This window comes from Clostridium lundense DSM 17049, from assembly GCF_000619945.1.
GTDB classification, from domain to species: Bacteria; Bacillota; Clostridia; order Clostridiales; family Clostridiaceae; genus Clostridium_AO; species Clostridium_AO lundense.
The window spans coordinates 1-19,790 of record NZ_JHVC01000030.1 but is presented as its reverse complement, the minus strand read 5'-3'; the positions used below and the strand labels follow the sequence as shown (position 1 = coordinate 19,790).

Here is a 19,790-nt window from a genome sequence, read left to right as displayed (position 1 = left end):
AAATATTAATATTGCTTATAAGGTGATTTATATGGAAAATAATATTTTAAAAAATAAGGTAAATAAAATATATGATTTACTAGGAAATAATAATGAAATAATATCAAAATCATTTTACATTGGAACAGATGAAAGTACACAAGGAACAATTATATATATTAATGGCTTAGTAAATAAGGATAAAATAGATAGAGATATACTTAAGCCTCTAATGATTTACATCCAAGAAGATATAAGTGGTAAGGACAATTTGGAAGAATATATATGTAAAAAATATATATATACCAGCAATACTTTTATCACCACGGATTTAGATGAGGTAGTTGAATATGTAAAAAGAGGAAAAACAGTAATAATAATAAGTGATACTTCAAACTATATTATAGTAGATACAACAGGAGGAGCTCATAGGCATGTAGAAGATTCAATAAATGAAGCAGCAATAAAGGGACCAAGAGAAAGCTTTGTAGAAAATTTAGAAATAAATATAAGCATAGTAAGGAGAAGAATAAAAGATAAAAATTTGAAACTAGAAAGACTTGTAGTAGGAAAAAGGTCCCAAACAGATATATCTATTATATATATTGATGATGTTGCTGATAAAAGTCTAGTAAATTATACAAAAGAAAGAATACAAATGGTAGATGTAGATTTTATATCGTCATCAGAAATGTTAATTCAATATATAGAGGAGCATACATATAGTATTTTTCCACAAATCTATTCTACAGAGAGACCAGATGTAATTGAAGCTAACTTGATGGAGGGAAAGATAGCCATAATAATAGATGGCACTCCACAAGTTATAACTTTGCCTACTTTATTTATAGAATTTTTTCAAACAGTAGGAGATTATTATGAAAGGTTTATAGTATCTTCTTTTACAAGACTTCTTAGAATAGCATCTGTATTTACTATTATAACATTACCATCATTATATTTAGCTTTTATAAAATTTAATGTAGAGCTTATACCTTTAAAATTTATAGTTCCAATTATAAATTCTAGAATAGGAATATCTTTAAGTCCTTTTTTCGAGATATTTTTAATGGATATTGCAATTGAAGTGCTAAGAGAAGGTGGACTAAGGCTTCCAAGTAAAATAGCTCAGACTTTAAGTGTAGTTGGAGGTATAATTTTAGGACAGATGGCTGTAGAGGCTAAAGTAGTTAGTCCAGACACGTTATTAGTTGTAGGTATATCAGTCATTTCTACATTTTTAATACCAAACTATGAAATGGCGTTAACTATAAGAATTTTAAAGTTTCCATTATTGGTTATTACCAATTTCATGGGTATCTTGGGAATAATATTGTTTTGGTTTGTAATAATTGTACATTTATTAGATTTGGATAGCTTTGGAGTGCCTTATATATCTGTAAGTAAGTCTGATTTAAAGGATGAAATGATAAGAGCACCTTTATGGAGGATCAATAAAAGGCCATCAGATATAAGTAATAAAAATCCTATAAGACAAACAGATTTTAGAGCAAAGTTTAGGAGGACTAAGCTTGGAAAGAAAAAATGAGTCATTAGCTCCTATAGAATTATTAAGTCTAATTGTGGGCAATATGATTGGTGTTGGAATATTAACATTACCTAGAGATGTAGGAAAATATGCTCATGAAGATGGATGGATAGCTATAATAATAGGCGCTATATATCCATTATATATAGCTGTATTAGGCATATATGTAAGTAAAAGGCGTCCAAATAATAATATACTATTTTTAAGTAAAAAGTTATGTGGTAAGTTTATTGGAAATATATTAAATCTTTTATTTTTAGTTGGACTTATATTTAATTTTTGTTCAACATTAGTGTTTATGGTTAGTGTAATAAGAGTGTATTTAATTTATTTTCTAAGTAAATTTAAAACTATTTTAGCCATAGTTATCGTAGTATTTTACACGTGCACTAAAGATTTAAAAGTTATAGCGAGACTAAATTTAGTACTTTTTTATATAACTATAATTCTTTTAACTATTCCATCAAGTGTATTAAAAGAAGGAAATATATTAAATATTCAACCTATATTTTCTAACAGCATAATTAACATAATAAAGGCATCTATACAATCTTCTTTTGCTTATGCAGGCATAGAAATATTTTTTTTAGTATACCCATATGTAAATGATAAAAAGAAAATAAAAAAGTATACATTAATATCTATATTAATAGTTATGTTATTTTATATATGGTCAAATTTTCTAACAATATTTTATTTAGGAGATGAATTAATAAATAAGTTAAAGTGGCCATTTATAACAACAACGGAAACTTTAGTTATACCTATAGTAAATAATTTTAGATATATATTTATGTATCTATGGAGCACAATAATTATAAAAACCCTCTCAAATTTTTATTTTAGCATAACATTTACAATACATGAGTGGATGAAAAAAATTGATAGAAAATATATATGTCTTATAATAGCACCAATAGTAATTATTATATCAATGAGCTTTGGAAATGAAGCAAGGTTTCAAGATATATCTCAACATTTTATACCTTTAGTAACTATTTTTAATATAGTTTTTATTACGATTATAGCATTATTAGTAAAAAGAGATGATAAAAATGAAAAAAGGTCATAAAATTTTAATGATAATAATTATTATTGCAAGTCTTGTATACTATAGTAGTGTAGACGATATGGTTGAATTTGCAGAAAACTTATCTATTCCAATAGGAATAGGATATGATGTAAAATTAAAAATAAATGGAGAAGTAGATTATAGTGTGCCGGTTAGCTTTTATATTTTTAAAAGTGATGGGAAAAATTCAAGCAAAGTTGTTACAGGGGAAGGATATACACTTCTTAAGTCAAGAGAAGCTAGACAAAACAAACTAGATAAGAAATTTTTTTTAGGTTCAGAAAAAGTATATGTAATAAGTGATGAAGTTGCTAAAAATGGTATAAAAGATATAGCTGAAGGTATATTTAATGATCCATTAATAAGTGATATAGGTTACGTAGCTATATGTAGTGGAAAGGCAGAAGATATATTAAAATATCCTGTTAAGGATTACAGCAGTTCTGCAGAATTTATAGAAGGAATTATTAAAAACTTAAAGTATAATAATTTTTTTCATAGAGATTATAAAGTTAACGATATATTTTATCAATTAACTTTAGAAGGTATGAATTTAGTTTTACCATATATAGCTATTACTGATGATGGAATAGAAGTAGTTGGAATGGCTATTTTTAAAGATGATAAAATGGTATATAAATTGAATATGGAACAAACAAGAATGCTAAACTTTTTAAGAGAAGATAATACTCAAGGATCAATTAGTGTTAAATATGGTAAAAATGAATATGTTAGTGCTACAGTAATAAACAAGAGAAAAGTGAAATGTTTAAAACAAGGAGAGAACTATAAATTTTTAATAGAATTAAAATTAAAAGCTGATATTAATTATGATGAATTAAAACATCCTGTGTTTAATAGTAAAGAAAATGAAGAAATTATAGCAAAGGAAATGGAAAGAAGTATAGAGATTAGGGCAAAAAAATTTATAGATGATATGAATAAAAATTATAAAATTGATGTATTGCAGTTAGGAAGAGTGGCAGCAGCTAAATACGGAAGAAGGACAGGGGTTAATTGGGATGAAGTAATAAGTAATTCACAAATAGATGTAGATGTAAAAGTAAAAATAGATAGAGGAGGCAGGGGCAATTTTTAAAAGCTCAGTATATAAATAAGGTATATACTAAGCTTTTAAAGTCTTATAATTTAGTACCTATTTTCTCACCCATCATAACTTTAGTTTCATATCCTAATTTAGATTGATCTAGTATATCATGATCAATCTGTACCATATTTTCTTGTAAAAATAATATAACAGTGGAACCACCAAATTTAAAGAAGCCTTTTTCTGCTCCTTTAGAAATTCCTTTATTAGGACTATAGGTTTGTATTATTGAACCTACACAAGTTGCGCCAACTTCCATATATAATATCTCACCAAAGTTTTCAGAATGGAAGATACTCCACTCCCTTTTGTTTTGGCAAAATAGTTTTGGAATTTTATTTAATGCTATAGGATTTACTGAATAATAATTTCCCTTTATTTTATTTGTTTCTCCACAGGTTCCGTTATCTACAAAATGAAATCTATGATAATCTGTAGGGCATAATCTTAGAATTAAACAAACTCCATTTTTAAATTTATTAGATGTTCCTTTTGAATTGATTAATTCTTCTAAACTATAATATATGCCTTTTACTTGTATGATCTTATGTAGATCTATATTTTCATAGGCAGAAAGTCTACCATCTCCAGGGGAAATAAAAATATTTTTATCTAGATTTATTGGTCTAGCAGAAGATTTAATTGTTCTTGTAAAAAAGTCGTTAAAGGAATGAAACTTATTTATGGGTGTGGAATATTCATCCATATTTATATTGAATTCATCCACAAAATTTTTTATTTTTTTTGAACTAACTTTACTGTCGCAGTATTTACCATAAAGGGAAGAAAAAAATTTTTTCTTTATCATCATATCTAATAAGGTCATGCCAAGTGGAGAGGAATAAGTCCAATTTAAATATTTTTCACCGGATACCTTTTCTATATCATATTTCCTGGTGCTTCTATTATATATTTTTATCATGTTATCCTCCTAAAAGTTATTAAACTAACGGTATTCTATTTATATAGAATATTATAAATGATAAAATAAAATTATCAATGACATTAATTGTGTTGTCTTATATATAAAAAATAGTATAATATATTTAAGGTTGTACTGACTGGTCAATAAAAAAAATCGGAGAGGTTTATTATGAATAAAACAAAAATATCAATATTTGAGTCTGCCATAAAGGTTTTTTCTATATCTGGGTATGATGGAGCCACTATGGATGAAATAGCTTCAGAAGCTGGGGTAGCTAAAGGAACACTATATTATCATTTTAAAAGTAAAGAAGAAATATTTAAATACATAATAGAAGAAGGCATGAAGCTAATTAAAATTAGAATAGAGGAAGTATTAAAAAGAGAAGATAATTCTATATTAAAACTTAAAGCTCTATGTAAAGTTCAACTAAGTTTGGTTTATGACAATAGAGATTTCTTTAAAGTTATAATGAGCCAATTGTGGGGACAGGAAGCGAGACAGCTTCAACTAAGGGATAGTATACAACAATATATAGACTATATAGAAGAATATTTAGAAGAAGCTATGAATGATGGATTCATAAAAATAGGAGAAAAGTCATTTATGGCGTATACTATTTTTGGTACATTATGTTCTGCAGCAGTATATGAGCTTATAAATGAGGATAAAAATAATATTGATGAAGTAGTAGATAATCTTATGAATTATATATTAAGAGGGATAGAGGCTTAAGTATGTTATACTTAAGCCTTTCGTATACTATGAACTAAGATACCTAAAAAGAATCTTATAGTTTACCAGATTTAATAATTGATATTAAAAGCCTAAATCCCATAAAAGCAGCAATTCCGTAGCCAACAACTCCTATTATAGAAATATCATATATTTTAGGACCAATATTAGTATTTAAAATCAACGAAGATCCTATTATCATAGAGGAAATAATAAGGGCATATACTACTCTGTTTACCATTTTATTAAGTTCATTTATAGAACGATTTAAGCTATTAATTTGAAGCTGTATTTTAGCTCTTCCATTTAATATACTGTTTGATAATTCTATCATCTTTGTTGGTAATGTATAAAAATCTTTTGCAAATTTATAAGATCGTATCAGAATTTCATCTGAATTTAATTCTTTAAATATAGAAAATTTATTATTAGATTTAACAAAAGGAATAGCTATATCTAGTATTTTTATATCCGGGGAAATTTTAGCTAATACGCCTTCAATTATTACTGTACCTCTTATAAGTAAAGTTAAATCTTTTGGTAATTTTATATTGTTTCTTTTAGCACAATCAAATATTTCTTGTAATAGTACAGACATTTCAATGTTTTGTAGAGAAGTAGAAAGATAACTATCAAAAAGATAATCTATATCTTCATACAACTTATTTCTATTTACAAAACCTTTTTTTATTCCTATAGACATAAGCACAGAAATAAGTTTATCTGGATCTTTATAAGCTACAGATATTATTGCATCATTTAATGCATCTTTTAAAGACTTAGAGAATGAGCCAACTATACCAAAATCTATGTAGCATATTTTTCCATCTTGAATTAAAAGGTTACCAGGATGTGGATCTCCATGAAAAAAGCCATCTTCAAACACTTGTTTAAAATATGAAAGGGCAAGTTTTTTTCCTAGATCATATACATCATAGTTACCTTCGTCTAATTTTTTTAGATTATCTATTTTAAATCCATTTATTTTTTCCATAGTTAAGATTTTGTTACTTGAGAATTCATCTATTATATAAGGAGCGTAAAGAAATGCTACATCCTTATTTAACTCTTTAAATTTATTTATATTATCCTTTTCATTTTCAAAATCAAGTTCTTGCTCTGTAGCGGATAATATTTCATCTAAGGCTTCCTTTGGATCTATAAGTGAGTCAGTAAATTTAGTTTTAGTAAGTGCTATTATTTTAGAAAGAATAGACATATCTAAATGCATTTTTTCATATATATGAGGACGTTGAATTTTAACTATTACTTCTCTACCATTATTTAAAATTGCAGTATAAACTTGCGCTGTAGAAGCAGAAGCTAGGGGGCTTTCATTAAAATACAAAAAGCACTCATCTATATTTTTGCCAAACTCTTTTCGAAATACTTCATTAATATCAGAAAAATTTTCAGGGACTACATCATCCTGTAGTTTAGAAAGTTCTACTATGTATTTATTGGGTAAAATATCTGGTCTAGTACTTAATATCTGACCAATTTTTATGAATGTTGGACCCAACTCTTCTAAGGCTTTTTTTAGGTTTGAAGGAGACTTATTTTCATCTTTTTTTATCTTATTATTTACAACATAACCGAAGCCATAAAAAGCTAACACTCTGACTATTTCTTTAAATCTTTCTACTGAATTCTTATACATATACTACCTCACTAATTTTTTTAGAAATAAAAGCCCTAACCAATATGTTAAGGCTCTTTACTTTATTCAGCATTTTGTTTGTTTATTTTTTCTTCTAATAAAGTTATTCTATTATTTAGTGAATCAAAGTCTTCTTTATTTACAAAATTCATTTCTTTTAATAACTCTCTAAAGTCTTCCTTTGTAAGAGGTTTAGTAGATTGTTCGTTTATTTTAGTTTTTACAGTTCTCTTTAATTCTTCAGATAAATCTTTTCCTTCTTCTACAGTTAATTTCCCTTTTTGAACCATTTCATCAACAAGCTGTGCAGCTTTTTCATAGGTATAGGCAGCAGAACCTACACCAGCTAAAAATATATTTTTTAGTTCATTAAGCATAATCACACCTCCCATTATATACCATAATTATACTACTATTCATAGTATTAGTATATCGTATAGTTATATAATTTATTATTTATTAATAAGTTTTTCAGAAATAAATATATGTAAAAATAAATTTTAAATTGGTATAATATATATAAATATAATTATATGGGATGGTAAATATATGTCAGGAAGTTTAATAAAAATAAGAGAGATAATAGAAAAATTAAGTCCTTCTGAGAAAAAGGTTGGAATGTTTATATTAGAAAATCCACATAAAATTTCTGATTTATCTATAGGGGAATTAGCTCAAATGAGTGGCTCTAGTGAAGCAACAGTAGTGAGGTTATGTAAGGTACTAGGGTTTAAAGGATATAAGGACTTTAAAATAAGTATAACAAAAGATATAGCATATATTAATAATACAGGAAGTACAGGGGAACAATATACTGATGTAGAGCCAGGAGATCCATTAGAAAGCATAATACAAAATATAAGCTACAATAATAAGAAATCTATTGATAATACTTTAGAAATATTAGATTTTAATGAAGTTAAAAGAGCGATAGAAGCTATAATTTTAGCACAAAGAATAGATTTTTATGGAGTAGGAGCCTCTCATATTATAGCTTTTGATGCATTCCAAAAGTTTTCTAGAATTAATAAGGTAGTTACTGCTCATGCAGATACTCATATGCAAATAGCGTCAGCATCTAATTTGAAAAAGGGAGATGTAGCCATAGCTATTTCATATTCAGGAGAAACAAAGGATACATATGATTCTATAAAAATGGCTAAAGAAGCTAATGCCACTACTATAAGTATAACAAAGTATGGTCAAAATTCTATAAGTCAGATTTGTGATATAAACTTGTTTGTTTCCGCACCAGAAATAAGCATAAGAAGTGGGGCTATGTCATCCAGAATTGCTCAATTAAATGTAATTGATGTATTATTTGCTGGAGTAGCTAGTGACCAATTTGATGAGGTTAAAAAGTATCTAAATAATACAAGGTTTGCAATAAATCAAAAGAAAATTAAGTAAAAGCCCGTAATATTACGAGCTTTTTTACTCCATGAAATTTTAATTCCATGGATAACTTCAAAATCTAGTATAGTAAATTTGTAGTTAAATAACACCACTTTTGGTTTGTTCTCTTAGCTCATCAGAGGAAGGATGTAGCTTTTTATTCTTTAAAAATTCTTCTGCAATTTCTGGAAATGATAAATAAGTTAATACATCCTCGTTACGAGTAGTTAAATCTTTTAGTTTTTCTTTAGTTTTTTCAAAAGCAGGTTCCAAGGTGTCTGCATATCTAGTTTTTATAGGTTCATTTTCCCCTATGGCTTTATTTAATAAATCATTATTAATCTTACCAGGGGCCTTTCCATATTCTCCTCGACAGTAAGCTTTAACCTCCTTTAGAATCATTTTATACCTTTCACCAGTAAGAATGTTTATAGTAGCTTGAGTCCCTACCATTTGACTCATAGGTGTAACCAATGGCGGGTAACCTAAATCTTCTCTTACTTTAGGAACTTCATTTAATACAGCTTCTAATTTATTTAGAGAATTTTGTTCTTTAAGTTGAGATATCATATTGGAAAGCATACCACCTGGAATTTGGTATATAAGTGCTTCAGGCTGAGGAGATAATACTTTAGGATTTAGTAATCCCTTTTTTAAAAAGTCTTCTCTTATAGGTTTAAAGAAGTCGTTTATTTCCTTTAATTTATTACCATACAAATTTGTATTAAAACCAGAACTAGTTAAAGCGTAATGAATTGATTCTGTTGCAGGTTGAGCAGTGCCTCCTCCAAAAGCAGATATAGCACAATCTATGCCATCTACTCCAGCTTCAACTGCTTTTAAATAAGACATTTCTGCTAGTCCATTTGTACTATGAGAATGAAGGTATATTGGTATTTTTACTGTTTCTTTAAGCTTTTTTATTAAATTGAATGCTATATCTGGCATAATTAGTCCAGCCATATCTTTTATACATATAGAGTCTGACCCCATATTTTTTAGTTCCTTAGCAAGGTTTATATAACTTTTAACATCATGAATAGGGCTTACAGTATATACAATTGTACCTTGAGCATGAGCTCCTTGTTTTTTTGTTTCATCTATTGCAACTTCGATATTTCTAAAGTCGTTTAAAGCATCAAATATTCTTATTATATCAATTCCATAATAAATTGCCATTTTTATAAACTCTCTTACTACGTCATCGGGATAATGCTTATAACCCAATATATTCTGTCCTCTTAATAGCATTTGTAAAGGAGTTTTTTTTGCTACGGATTTAATTTTTTTAAGTCTGATCCACGGATCTTCATTTAAATATCTTATACAGGAATCAAAGGTAGCTCCGCCCCAGCATTCTAAAGAATAATAACCTGCATTATCCAATTTATCCAGAATAGGAGCGAAGGAGTTAAAGGGTAATCTTGTAGCTATTAGTGATTGGTTGGCATCCCTTAATACCGTTTCGGTAATATGTATATTTTTCATAATATCACCCCGAATTTAAAATTTTTTCTATATATATTTTAACATATAAATTAGAAAATATATCCAATTATTATATTATTTTTAATAAAGTGTTTCTAGTAATATGTAAAAAGATTTAATTTAAAACATATATTGTAACTATATTGACAATAATTATAAATTGTAATAAACTATTTATTGTAAATGGGATTAAATTTAATATATGCGCTCGTAGCTCAGTAGGATAGAGCAGCGGTTTCCTAAACCGCGTGCCGGGGGTTCGATTCCTCTCGGGCGCACCAAAAGGCCTTCAAAACATAATGGGGGCTTTTATTTTATATAATATTAAGAAATATTCTTAATAATTATTTACAATAGAAGTAAATAACTATAAAATGTAATTAACAAGTTACTAGAAGGAAGAGTAGTATGACTGTAGATTTTATGAGTAAAGCTTTAAAGGAAGCAAAAAAAGCAGAGGCTATTAATGAAGTACCTGTAGGTGCTATAATAGTAAAAGACCATAAAATAATAGCGGCAGCACATAATATGACAGAGAATTTAAAAGATCCTACAGCACATGCAGAAATAATAGCTATAAAAAAAGCTTGTAATTATCTAGGAAACTGGAGATTAAATGGTTGTGAGCTTTATGTAACATTAGAGCCTTGCCCAATGTGTGCAGGGGCTATAATACAATCAAGAATAAGTAAAGTTTACATAGGAACATTTGATCCTAGATTAGGGGCATGTGGTTCTATAGTTAATTTGCTTCAAAATAGAAATCTCAATAGTAATGTATATATAGAATGGTTATATAATGGCCAATGCAGCTCTATATTAGAAAAATTTTTTAAATCAAAAAGATAATATATGGAGAGATGTCCGAGTGGTCTAAGGTGATTGACTCGAAATCAATTGTAGGGTGTAAACTCTACCGAGGGTTCGAATCCCTCTCTCTCCGCCAAAAAAATCCGTATAAATTTAGTGTTTATGCGGACTTTTTTATTTCAAGCATGTAATGGAGAGTGTGTGATATTGTGAAAATTAAATATTTATTTTATATAGAAACTTGGGGTGGCAAAGTGAATGAGTAGGAGTTAAAAAAGTCATATATGAGTATATTAATTATAAGTATTATTAAATGGAATGGTAAGTAATGATAAAAAAGTTATTTGCAGGCACATGAATTTGTGTTATCAAGATATAAAAACATAAAGAGTGATATCAAAATAAAGGAAGATTATATAGATATATAGAATATTTTACATATAAGTTATTAGGAGGGCATGAGAGTGAAGAATACTTCATGTGAAAATCTCAACGAAACTTTTCCCAAAAGTGATATTATAATTTTGTATAATGAAAAAGGAGAAAGTTATATTAAAATATCCTACCAATGCTTTGCTGGCAATGAGTGGAGAAAGTCAGGTGTTGAGCTTAAAGAAATTATTTACAAAAATCAATATGTACCTAAAGATTATAAGGGAAGCATAGTTTCAATAAAGAGGTCTATTTGCAATAAAGAAGTAACTTATGAAACAATGAGTATATTATGTGGAAAAATAAATCAATACAAGTTTGAACTTTATAATTTACAGGATAAGACTAATCTTTTAGAAAAAGCACATAGGGATATAAGTGGTATGATTTCTAAAAATTATAGTTCAACTGATTTGAAAAAGGGAATAAAGTATAGGAGTCTTTATAATAAAAAAAAGTTTGGAAGGATATCCTTGTTTTTAAATAGAGATAATAGATTAATAGATCTTATTGTAGATAATAATAAATTTTCATGGGAAAGAGCCATTGAAAATATAATGAATTATGAAGCGTTTTTATTAAAGTTTGAAATATTGAATAAAACTTTGATAGAATGATGTTCCTTTGAATAATTTGTAATTTTATAATAATTTAGAATCATTAAACAAATTATTACAAATAAATCCCCATAACTTTAAAATATAAGTATATGCATTGTAGAAAAAATAAGAAAACCAATGGTAATAACGATATTATGGTAAATATATGATAAAATATGTATAATATATTAATATTTACTTAAAATTACAATAATGATATACTTATAATATAAGAAGAGTGATTAATATAACATTTTTTATTGGAAGGCATAAATAATGATTTGATTGGTTTGTTTCATTATATGTTTTCTTATAAATTTAAAATATCCACCGGATATAAAAAGGAGGATTTTTAAATGGTAAAGAGTTTTTTAATGTCCTGTATTGATATAGATGAAGATATTTTAAAAGAAAAGGAAATAGAGAAATATAGTAATTTAGTAGATATAGAAAAAGAAATAGAAAATACAAGAGTTTTATTAAACGAAGTATCTTGTGATATAGATAACTTAGAGAAAAGCAAGCATATTCTTGAGGTGAGTCAGTATATGGACAGGCTATTAAATGAGTATACTAGCATTACCATGGATAAAAATAATTCTAAAAAAATAAAATTTTTATAAAAAACTATTGAATTTTAATTAGTTTGATAGTATAATAGTCTTTGTCTTAATTAAATAAACATTACTTATTCATGAGTAGGCTATGGAGAGATGTCCGAGTGGTTGAAGGAGCACGCCTGGAAAGCGTGTGTAGGGGCAACTCTACCAGGAGTTCGAATCTCCTTCTCTCCGCCATAGAATCTTTGCCGTGCTAGACGGGGAGTTAGCGGTGCCCTGTAACCTGCAATCCGCTATAGCAGGGTTGAATTCCTCGATTAGGCTATAACGTGTGGGGTCTGACCTATATAAGTGGCGTTGAGAACTGGGTCCCACGCAACGGAAACTCATGAACTCCGTCAGGTCCGGAAGGAAGCAGCGGTAAGTGATCATTTTCGTGTGCCGTGGATAAACCTGGTTTGAGCTAACTGTATAGGTAACGCTCATAGGTTATTTGCCAAAGCGAGGTGCACGGTTAATATAGTAATTATCGCACAATAAACTTTGTTTATTGTGCGTTTTTTTTATTATTATTTTTAAATAAATGGTGTATTATTGTTAGAAATAGAATTAAGTATTAACTTAATGTATAATAGTATGAGATGAAATTAAAAATTATTATAAAAAGTTTTACTGAGAGGTGAAATAGATGTCCTATACCGCTTTATATAGAGAATGGAGACCAAAAATTTTTAAGGATGTAATAGGTGAACAACATATAACTGTTACATTAAAAAATCAAATAAAAAGTAATAGAATAGCTCATGCTTATCTTTTTTGCGGTACTAGAGGAACAGGAAAAACATCTACAGCTAAAATACTTGCAAAAGCTGTGAATTGTTTAAACTTACAAGATGGAGAGCCTTGTAATGAATGTGAGATGTGTAAAAAAATAAACTCAAATCTTTTAATAGATGTAACAGAGTTAGATGCAGCTTCTAATAATGGAGTAGATAAAATAAGAGAAATAGTAGAAGAAGTTAATTATCCACCAAGAGAAGCAAAATACAAAGTTTATATAATGGATGAAGTTCATATGTTATCTTCAGGAGCAGTAAATGCCTTTTTAAAAACATTAGAGGAACCACCTGCAAATGTAATCTTTATTCTTGCTACTACTGATCCTCAAAAGCTTCCTATAACAATATTATCAAGATGCCAACGTTTTGATTTTAAAAGAATTAAAAGTGAAGATATATTTGAAAGGCTTAGGCTTATTGTTAAAGAACAGGGAGTTTTAGCTGATGATAAAAGTTTAAATCTTATAGCTAGAATGTCAGATGGTGCAATGAGAGACGCTTTGAGTGTGTTGGATCAAGCTATATCCATGAGTGACGGAAAAATTGAGTATGACAAAGTTATAAATATGTTAGGACTTGTCACTAATGAAAACTTAATAAGACTTACAGACAGTATAATAGATAAAAATATAGAGGGATCTGTTAAGGTTATAGAGGAAGTAGTTCTTAGCGGTAAAGATATACATTATTTTATTAGAGATATGATAAATCATATGCGAAATTTACTTATGATTAAAGTAAGTAAAAATCCAAATGAAATATTAGATATGTCTGAAGAAAATATAGAACTTTTAAAGGAGCAAAGTTCCAAAATAAGAATCGAAGAAATCATGCGAAATATAAGAATACTGCAAGAGGCAGAAGATCAAGCTAAATGGACTAAACAGAGCAGAATATATATAGAGTTAGCCATAATAAAAATGTGTAAAATAGAATATGATACATCTAAAGAAGTTATACTTTCAAGATTAAATAAGATTGAAGAGGCTATAAAAAATGGTGAGATAAAAATATCAGGTGAAAAAGTAATTTCAAAAGTGCCTAAAAAATCTAAGGATCAAACTAATAATGATGTAGTAATGCAGTCAGTAAAACAGTTTAATCCAGATTCAAAATTGAATATAGATATAGTAAAAAAATCTTGGAGAGATATACTAGAAACTTTTAAAGCTAGGAGGCATATGGTATTATATGCATCTTTAATGACTGCACAACCTATAGAGTGTAAAAATGGAGTAATATTATTAAAGTATGAAGAACAGTATGCATTTAATAAACAAAGACTTGAAAAAGAAGAAAATAAAAAAGTAGCAGAAGAAATATTTTCAGAGGTACTAAAAGAAAGAATAGGAATAAAATATATTATAGAAAAAGAAGATATAGTAGAAGAGAATCCAGAGGAAATGCTTAGAAAAACATTTGGAGAAGATATAGTAAAAATATTAGAAGAATAGATGTAAAATAATTTACAGTTTATGCTTCATACGTTACAATAAATAATTGTAGGATATATTACGAGTAATTAAAGAATTTAAAATTAAAAGATATTAAGGAGGAATATAAAGTATGGGAAGAAGTGGAATGCCTAATTTTGGTGGAGGAAATATGAACAATTTAATGAAACAAGCACAAAAGTTTCAAAAACAAATGGAGGAAATGCAATCTCAGTTACAAGAAAAAGAGTTTGAAGCAAGTGTTGGTGGTGGTGCAGTAAAAGCTGTAGCTAATGGAAAAAAGGAGATTGTTGACATAAAGATAAAACCTGAAGTAGTAGATCCAGATGACATTGAAATGCTTCAAGATTTGATTTTGTCTGCTTGTAATGAAGCATTAAAGAAGGCTGAAGAAGAAACAGCTAATGAAATGAAGAAGTTAACTGGAGGATTAAATATACCTGGAATGTTCTAATGGCTTATTGAAGATGAGGTGAAGGAATTGGAGTTTTATCCAGTAGCTATTGAGAAACTTATAGAAGAATTTGCAAAGCTTCCTGGCATAGGACATAAGACCGCACAAAGGTTAACTTTATATGTGCTGAATTTACCCAAAGATGAAGTAGATGAATTTGCTTCTGCGCTTGTAAAAGCAAGAGGAACAATAAAATATTGTTCCATATGTGGTAATTTTACAGACAAGGATCCATGTGCTGTATGTAGCAATCCCAATAGGGATAAAAGTACTATATGCGTTGTAGAACAACCAAAGGATATAATAGCTATGGAGAAAGTTAGAGAGTATAATGGCATGTATCATGTACTTCATGGAACCATATCACCTATGGCAGGAAGAGGACCAGATGATATAAAACTAAGAGAACTGGTAAGTAGGATAAATGGAGAGGTAAGAGAAGTTATAGTTGCAACTAATCCTAATGTAGAGGGAGAAGCTACAGCTATGTATATATCAAAAATATTAAAGCCTTTAGGAGCTAAGGTAACTAGAATAGCACATGGAATCCCTGTTGGAGGGGATTTGGAATATGCTGATGAAGTTACATTATCCAAAGCTTTAGAAGGTAGAAAAGAAATATAAATATAATTTATATGAATAAACCTTCTGTTTCATGTCTAAAATTATAATAGGATATGAAATGGGAGGTTTTTTATGAATAATGATTTAAAACTAAAATTAAAAAAAGACAAGGGTTATACAGATGAAGAAAAGAAAATAATTGCTTCAATAATAGAGACTATTGAGGAAATAGAAAGAGCTAGAGCTTATTTTGAAATGGTTAAAGACCCCAGGCTAGTAGATTATGCTATATATATGGAGGAAGCGGCTAAAGCAAAATATATGTATTTATTAAATGAAGCTAAAAACAAAAATATAAAGATTGAATTTAAATATATGTTGCAAGGACGTAATGTTGTATAATTTCAGTAAAACATTAATATTTATTAATATAGTATATGAATAGAGGGGGATATTATGGAGTATATAGGGTATTTTTTAATTGCAATTTTAGCTCTAGTAATATTAGTAAAAATATTTGCATGGCCATTGGCAATATTAATAAAGTTAATAATTAATGGTGTTATGGGGGCAGTTTTATTATTTTTTATAAATGCTATAGGAACATTATTTAATTTTAGTATAGGAATAAATGCGGTTACAGCATTAATAGCAGGTTTCTTTGGTGTCCCTGGAGTAATATTTCTAATTATATTTAAAACATTGTTATAATATACCTGGAAGGGTTGATGAAAAATGGGTTCTTATTTGAAGGATATACAAGATTCGGTTATTAAATATGCAAATATAATTTCTCAAATATTACATGTAGAAATAGAGATAGTAGATGAAAATTTGGATAGAATTGCTGGAACAGGAGTATTTGAAAATAAGATAAATGAGAATATGGCAGAGGCAGGATATGTATATAAAAATGTATTAAAATCAGGAGAAATACAAATAGTATACAAGCCCGGCGAAGATAAACTTTGTATACCATGCCCCAAAAGGGATATGTGTGAAGAAAAATTTGAAATGAGTACTCCTATAAAGCTTAATGGTGAAACAATAGGTGTTATAGGGTTGATTTGTCTCACAGAACAGCAAAGACAGCATTTAATGGAGAGATTTGATGTTCACATGGAATTTTTACAGCAGATATCAGAATTTATAAGTATAGCCGCTTATGAGAAAAAAGAAAAAAGAAGAAATCAAACTCTTATTGAACTATTTAATACTATTATAGATAAGGTAGATCAAGGTGTAATAATACTAAATAAAGACGATTATATAACTCACATAAATAAAAATGCATTAAAGTATTTGAAATTGCAGCATGACTTTTCTAAAAATAAAGTATTTATAAAATTTAACGGGGATAGTATTTTAAACTTATTAGAATACAAAGTTATTATAGATAACGAAAGTTTTAATTTATTGGGAAATATATATCCAGTTTATTTGAATGAAGAACAGTATGATAGAATGTTTTTCTTTCATGATACAAAAGAATTTAGAGAGAAAATAAATAAGTTATCTACTAAGGAAAAAAGGATTTATTGTGAAGATATTTTGGGAAGTTGTGAGAAGATGCAGAAGTTAAAGAGCACTATAAAGAAAATAGCTCCTTCTATTTCGACAGTATTAGTTAGTGGTGAAAGTGGCACTGGAAAGGAGTTGGTAGCTAGAGCTGTTCATAATGAGAGTAGCAGAGAAGATGAGCAATTTATAGCTATAAATTGTGCTGCTATACCTGAATCTTTATTAGAAAGTGAGTTATTTGGATATGTAAAAGGTGCTTTTACAGGGGCAGACCCTATGGGAAAGATAGGTAAATTTGAATTAGCAAATAAGGGAACTATTTTTTTAGATGAAATAGGAGACATGCCTTTATTCCTACAAACAAAATTATTAAGAGTTTTACAAGAAAGAAAAATTGTTAAAATAGGATCAAATAGACCTATTGATATAGATGTTAGAGTAATAGCTGCAACGAATAAAAATCTTATAAAATTAATAGAAGAGAATAGGTTTAGGGAGGATTTATATTATAGATTAAATGTAATACCTGTAGAAATACCACCATTAAGGGAGAGAATAGAGGATATAAAGCTTTTAACTGAATTTTTTATAAAAAAATATTTGAAACTATTTAATAAAGATTTTATGAAAGTAAAGGTAGACAAGCAAGTGTGGGATAGTTTTTATTCCTATCAATGGCCAGGAAATATTAGGGAGTTAGAAAATACCATAGAATTTATGATAAATATGGTTGGTATAGATGGAGTGTTAAGTGAAAATACTATACCAAAAAACATACGAGAAAATAAAATAGCATTAAAAGCAAAGGATACCGAAAGAGAAATATGTACATTAAAAGAATTGGAAAAAAACGCAATCGAAAGAGCTTTAAAGGTCTATGGCAAAACAACGGAAGGGAAAAAAATAGCTGCTACTAAATTAGGAATAGGCATTGCAACCTTGTATAGAAAAATAGAAGAGTACAATTTATCAAAATGATAAATTGTAATAATTAAAATTTTCAAAAAAGTCTATATAGGGCGGTAATAGGGAGGATTATTATCAAAATGATAACATTTATCGTTTTGATAATAGTCCTTTTCTTAGTTTAAGGATATTTCCAACATTATTATACATTTAATTCCAAAATAAATTTTTATTAAACAAAATGAAATGTTTTTTGTATACAGATTGAATTGAGATAATTTGTGTTAGGACTAGAGAGAGTAAGGATTTATTATAATTAAATTTTATATAAAACTATAGGAGGATGAAGGTTTTAAGAAATAATAGTACCATAGTGATCTCTATTGGCATGAATGTTGCTGATTAATAATTATAAAAGAACACAAAAGGAGGACTATAAATGATGAAAAAAAATATAAATTCAAAGGGAGCACCAGCTGCTATAGGACCATATTCACAGGGAATTAAATCTGATAGTCTGATATTTATATCAGGTCAGTTACCTGTAGATCAAAAAACTGGGAAAATGCCTGAAGATATAGAAAGCCAAACAGAACAAAGCATAAAAAATATAATTGAAATACTAAAGGAAGAAGGATTGGATTTAAATAATGTAATTAAGACTACCGTATTTTTAAATGATTTGAGTAATTTCACAAAAGTAAATGAAGTATATAGTAAGTATTTTAGCGAACCTTATCCAGCTAGAAGTTGTATAGAAGTTGCTAAACTTCCTAAGGGTGCTGGAATAGAAATAGAAGTAATAGCAACAGAGTAATTTAAGAGGGGAGAAGGCAGAAAATGATAAGTAAAGATAATATGATTAAATATATTATTAATAATGAAGCAAGGAATTCTGTAAAGGATAAAGCAAATACAGATTTTATTTCAGAAGAAGTTATAGATAAAGTAAGGAAGTTTCACAAAAGTTTTCCTGAGTATGAAGTTACACCTTTACATAGTTTGGATAATTTAGCTAAGTATTTAGGAGTAAAAAATATATTTTTAAAAGATGAGTCCTATAGATTTGGATTGAATGCATTTAAAGTGTTAGGCGGGTCTTATGCTATAGGAAAATATTTAGCAGAAAAATTAGAAATGGATATATCAGAAGTATCTTTTGAAAAATTAAAGTCAAAAGAAATAAAAGAAAGATTAGGAGATATAACATTTGTTACAGCTACAGATGGAAATCATGGAAGAGGTGTAGCATGGGCAGCTAACAGACTAGATCAAAAGTCTGTAGTTTATATGCCAAAAGGCTCATCAGAAGTAAGATTAAATAATATAAGAAAAGAAGGGGCAGAAGCTAGTATTACTGAATTTAATTATGATGATGCAGTTAGACTTGCTAATGAAAATGCAAATAAATATGGATGGGTAATGGTTCAAGATACAGCTTGGAAAGGATATGAAGATATTCCAACATGGATAATGCAGGGATATGGGACTTTAATTCATGAGGCTATAGAACAATTAGAAGAAAGAGGAATAGAAAAGCCAACTCATGTATTTTTGCAAGCAGGGGTAGGATCTTTTGCAGCAGCAGTTCAAGGCTACTTAGCTTCAAAGTTTGGAGAAGATAGGCCTATAACAGTTGTAGTTGAGCCTGATGAAGCAGCATGTATCTATAAATCTGCTAAAATTGGTGACGGAAAGCCTTATTCAGTTACTGGGGACATGCCAACTATTATGGCAGGG

General features: G+C 28.3%; 20 protein-coding genes, 3 tRNA genes and 1 other RNA gene. 20 read left to right on the top strand and 4 right to left on the bottom strand.

Annotation, left to right across the window (positions count from 1 at the left end):
• Window positions 1-31 precede the first annotated feature (31 nt).
• From T514_RS0120735 to T514_RS0120725, 3 genes are read left to right on the top strand one after another with little or no spacing between them, the layout of a single operon-like run.
• Entirely contained in the window at window positions 32-1,528 is a 1,497-nt protein-coding gene (locus T514_RS0120735; protein ID WP_027626472.1) for a spore germination protein, read from the top strand.
• A complete protein-coding gene (locus T514_RS0120730) occupies window positions 1,512-2,600 on the top strand; it encodes a GerAB/ArcD/ProY family transporter (RefSeq protein WP_034869841.1) in 1,089 nt (362 codons plus the stop codon). The genes T514_RS0120735 and T514_RS0120730 overlap by 17 nt, the downstream gene beginning before the upstream one ends.
• Complete coding sequence (locus T514_RS0120725; RefSeq protein WP_034869839.1) at window positions 2,584-3,699, top strand: Ger(x)C family spore germination protein; 1,116 nt, start codon at window positions 2,584-2,586, stop codon at window positions 3,697-3,699. Before T514_RS0120730 ends, T514_RS0120725 begins: the two co-directional genes overlap by 17 nt.
• Before the next feature lie 43 nt (window positions 3,700-3,742).
• On the opposite strand, the gene T514_RS0120720 is transcribed toward T514_RS0120725, so the two are convergent.
• Window positions 3,743-4,630 carry a phosphatidylserine decarboxylase gene (locus T514_RS0120720; protein ID WP_027626469.1) on the bottom strand — a complete coding sequence of 296 codons (888 nt, stop codon included), beginning with the start codon at window positions 4,628-4,630 and terminating at the stop codon, window positions 3,743-3,745.
• Window positions 4,631-4,801: 171 nt separating this feature from the next.
• Here T514_RS0120720 and T514_RS0120715 point away from each other — a divergent pair, with 171 nt between their 5' ends.
• Window positions 4,802-5,368 carry a TetR/AcrR family transcriptional regulator gene (locus tag T514_RS0120715; protein ID WP_027626468.1) on the top strand — a complete coding sequence of 189 codons (567 nt, stop codon included), beginning with the start codon at window positions 4,802-4,804 and terminating at the stop codon, window positions 5,366-5,368.
• Between the two features lie 55 nt (window positions 5,369-5,423).
• Here T514_RS0120715 and T514_RS0120710 read toward each other — a convergent pair whose 3' ends face one another.
• Both T514_RS0120710 and T514_RS0120705 read right to left on the bottom strand, forming a co-directional pair.
• Complete coding sequence (locus T514_RS0120710; protein WP_027626467.1) at window positions 5,424-7,028, bottom strand: ABC1 kinase family protein; 1,605 nt, start codon at window positions 7,026-7,028, stop codon at window positions 5,424-5,426.
• A 62-nt stretch (window positions 7,029-7,090) separates the two neighbouring features.
• Complete coding sequence (locus T514_RS0120705; RefSeq protein ID WP_027626466.1) at window positions 7,091-7,405, bottom strand: phasin family protein; 315 nt, start codon at window positions 7,403-7,405, stop codon at window positions 7,091-7,093.
• A 172-nt stretch (window positions 7,406-7,577) separates the two neighbouring features.
• Between T514_RS0120705 and T514_RS0120700 the strand changes: the two genes are divergently transcribed.
• Window positions 7,578-8,438: a MurR/RpiR family transcriptional regulator gene (locus T514_RS0120700; protein ID WP_027626465.1), complete on the top strand. Its 861-nt coding sequence runs from the start codon at window positions 7,578-7,580 to the stop codon at window positions 8,436-8,438.
• An 84-nt stretch (window positions 8,439-8,522) separates the two neighbouring features.
• Here the strand turns inward: T514_RS0120700 and T514_RS0120695 are convergent, their stop codons facing one another.
• A complete protein-coding gene (locus T514_RS0120695) occupies window positions 8,523-9,911 on the bottom strand; it encodes a pyruvate carboxylase subunit B (protein WP_027626464.1) in 1,389 nt (462 codons plus the stop codon).
• 204 nt (window positions 9,912-10,115) lie between these two features.
• On the opposite strand from T514_RS0120695, the gene T514_RS0120690 reads away from it, so the two are divergent.
• The 15 genes from T514_RS0120690 to T514_RS0120625 all read left to right on the top strand — a co-directional run.
• A tRNA-Arg gene (locus T514_RS0120690) sits at window positions 10,116-10,192 on the top strand.
• Window positions 10,193-10,319: 127 nt separating this feature from the next.
• The gene (locus T514_RS0120685) at window positions 10,320-10,760 is read left to right on the top strand and encodes a nucleoside deaminase (RefSeq protein WP_027626463.1); all 441 of its coding nucleotides are present in this window, start codon (window positions 10,320-10,322) and stop codon (window positions 10,758-10,760) included.
• Between the two features lie 5 nt (window positions 10,761-10,765).
• Window positions 10,766-10,857: transfer RNA gene (locus T514_RS0120680), tRNA-Ser, on the top strand.
• 328 nt (window positions 10,858-11,185) lie between these two features.
• On the top strand, window positions 11,186-11,770 hold the full coding sequence (locus tag T514_RS0120675) for a hypothetical protein (RefSeq protein WP_027626462.1): 585 nt from the start codon (window positions 11,186-11,188) through the stop codon (window positions 11,768-11,770).
• A gap of 338 nt (window positions 11,771-12,108) precedes the next feature.
• Window positions 12,109-12,375 carry a Spo0E family sporulation regulatory protein-aspartic acid phosphatase gene (locus T514_RS0120670; protein ID WP_027626461.1) on the top strand — a complete coding sequence of 89 codons (267 nt, stop codon included), beginning with the start codon at window positions 12,109-12,111 and terminating at the stop codon, window positions 12,373-12,375.
• Between the two features lie 84 nt (window positions 12,376-12,459).
• A tRNA-Ser gene (locus T514_RS0120665) sits at window positions 12,460-12,549 on the top strand.
• 11 nt (window positions 12,550-12,560) lie between these two features.
• An RNA gene (ffs, locus tag T514_RS26350) (signal recognition particle sRNA large type) lies at window positions 12,561-12,826 on the top strand.
• 174 nt (window positions 12,827-13,000) lie between these two features.
• Window positions 13,001-14,605 carry a DNA polymerase III subunit gamma/tau gene (gene dnaX / locus T514_RS0120660; RefSeq protein ID WP_027626460.1) on the top strand — a complete coding sequence of 535 codons (1,605 nt, stop codon included), beginning with the start codon at window positions 13,001-13,003 and terminating at the stop codon, window positions 14,603-14,605.
• Window positions 14,606-14,717: 112 nt separating this feature from the next.
• On the top strand, window positions 14,718-15,059 hold the full coding sequence (locus T514_RS0120655; protein ID WP_027626459.1) for a YbaB/EbfC family nucleoid-associated protein: 342 nt from the start codon (window positions 14,718-14,720) through the stop codon (window positions 15,057-15,059).
• 27 nt (window positions 15,060-15,086) lie between these two features.
• Complete coding sequence (gene recR / locus T514_RS0120650; RefSeq protein WP_027626458.1) at window positions 15,087-15,683, top strand: recombination mediator RecR; 597 nt, start codon at window positions 15,087-15,089, stop codon at window positions 15,681-15,683.
• Between the two features lie 72 nt (window positions 15,684-15,755).
• Window positions 15,756-16,025: a DUF2508 family protein gene (locus T514_RS0120645; protein ID WP_027626457.1), complete on the top strand. Its 270-nt coding sequence runs from the start codon at window positions 15,756-15,758 to the stop codon at window positions 16,023-16,025.
• Window positions 16,026-16,079: 54 nt separating this feature from the next.
• Window positions 16,080-16,334, top strand: coding sequence for a pro-sigmaK processing inhibitor BofA family protein (locus T514_RS0120640; protein WP_027626456.1), 255 nt, complete (start codon window positions 16,080-16,082; stop codon window positions 16,332-16,334).
• 24 nt (window positions 16,335-16,358) lie between these two features.
• Window positions 16,359-18,122 (top strand): sigma-54-dependent Fis family transcriptional regulator, encoded by a 1,764-nt coding sequence (locus tag T514_RS0120635; protein ID WP_027626455.1) that lies wholly within the window; start codon window positions 16,359-16,361, stop codon window positions 18,120-18,122.
• Between the two features lie 367 nt (window positions 18,123-18,489).
• Entirely contained in the window at window positions 18,490-18,867 is a 378-nt protein-coding gene (locus T514_RS0120630; RefSeq protein ID WP_341350175.1) for a RidA family protein, read from the top strand.
• 23 nt (window positions 18,868-18,890) lie between these two features.
• Window positions 18,891-19,790: diaminopropionate ammonia-lyase (locus T514_RS0120625; protein WP_034869836.1), on the top strand; the 900-nt coding region annotated here is incomplete at its 3' end.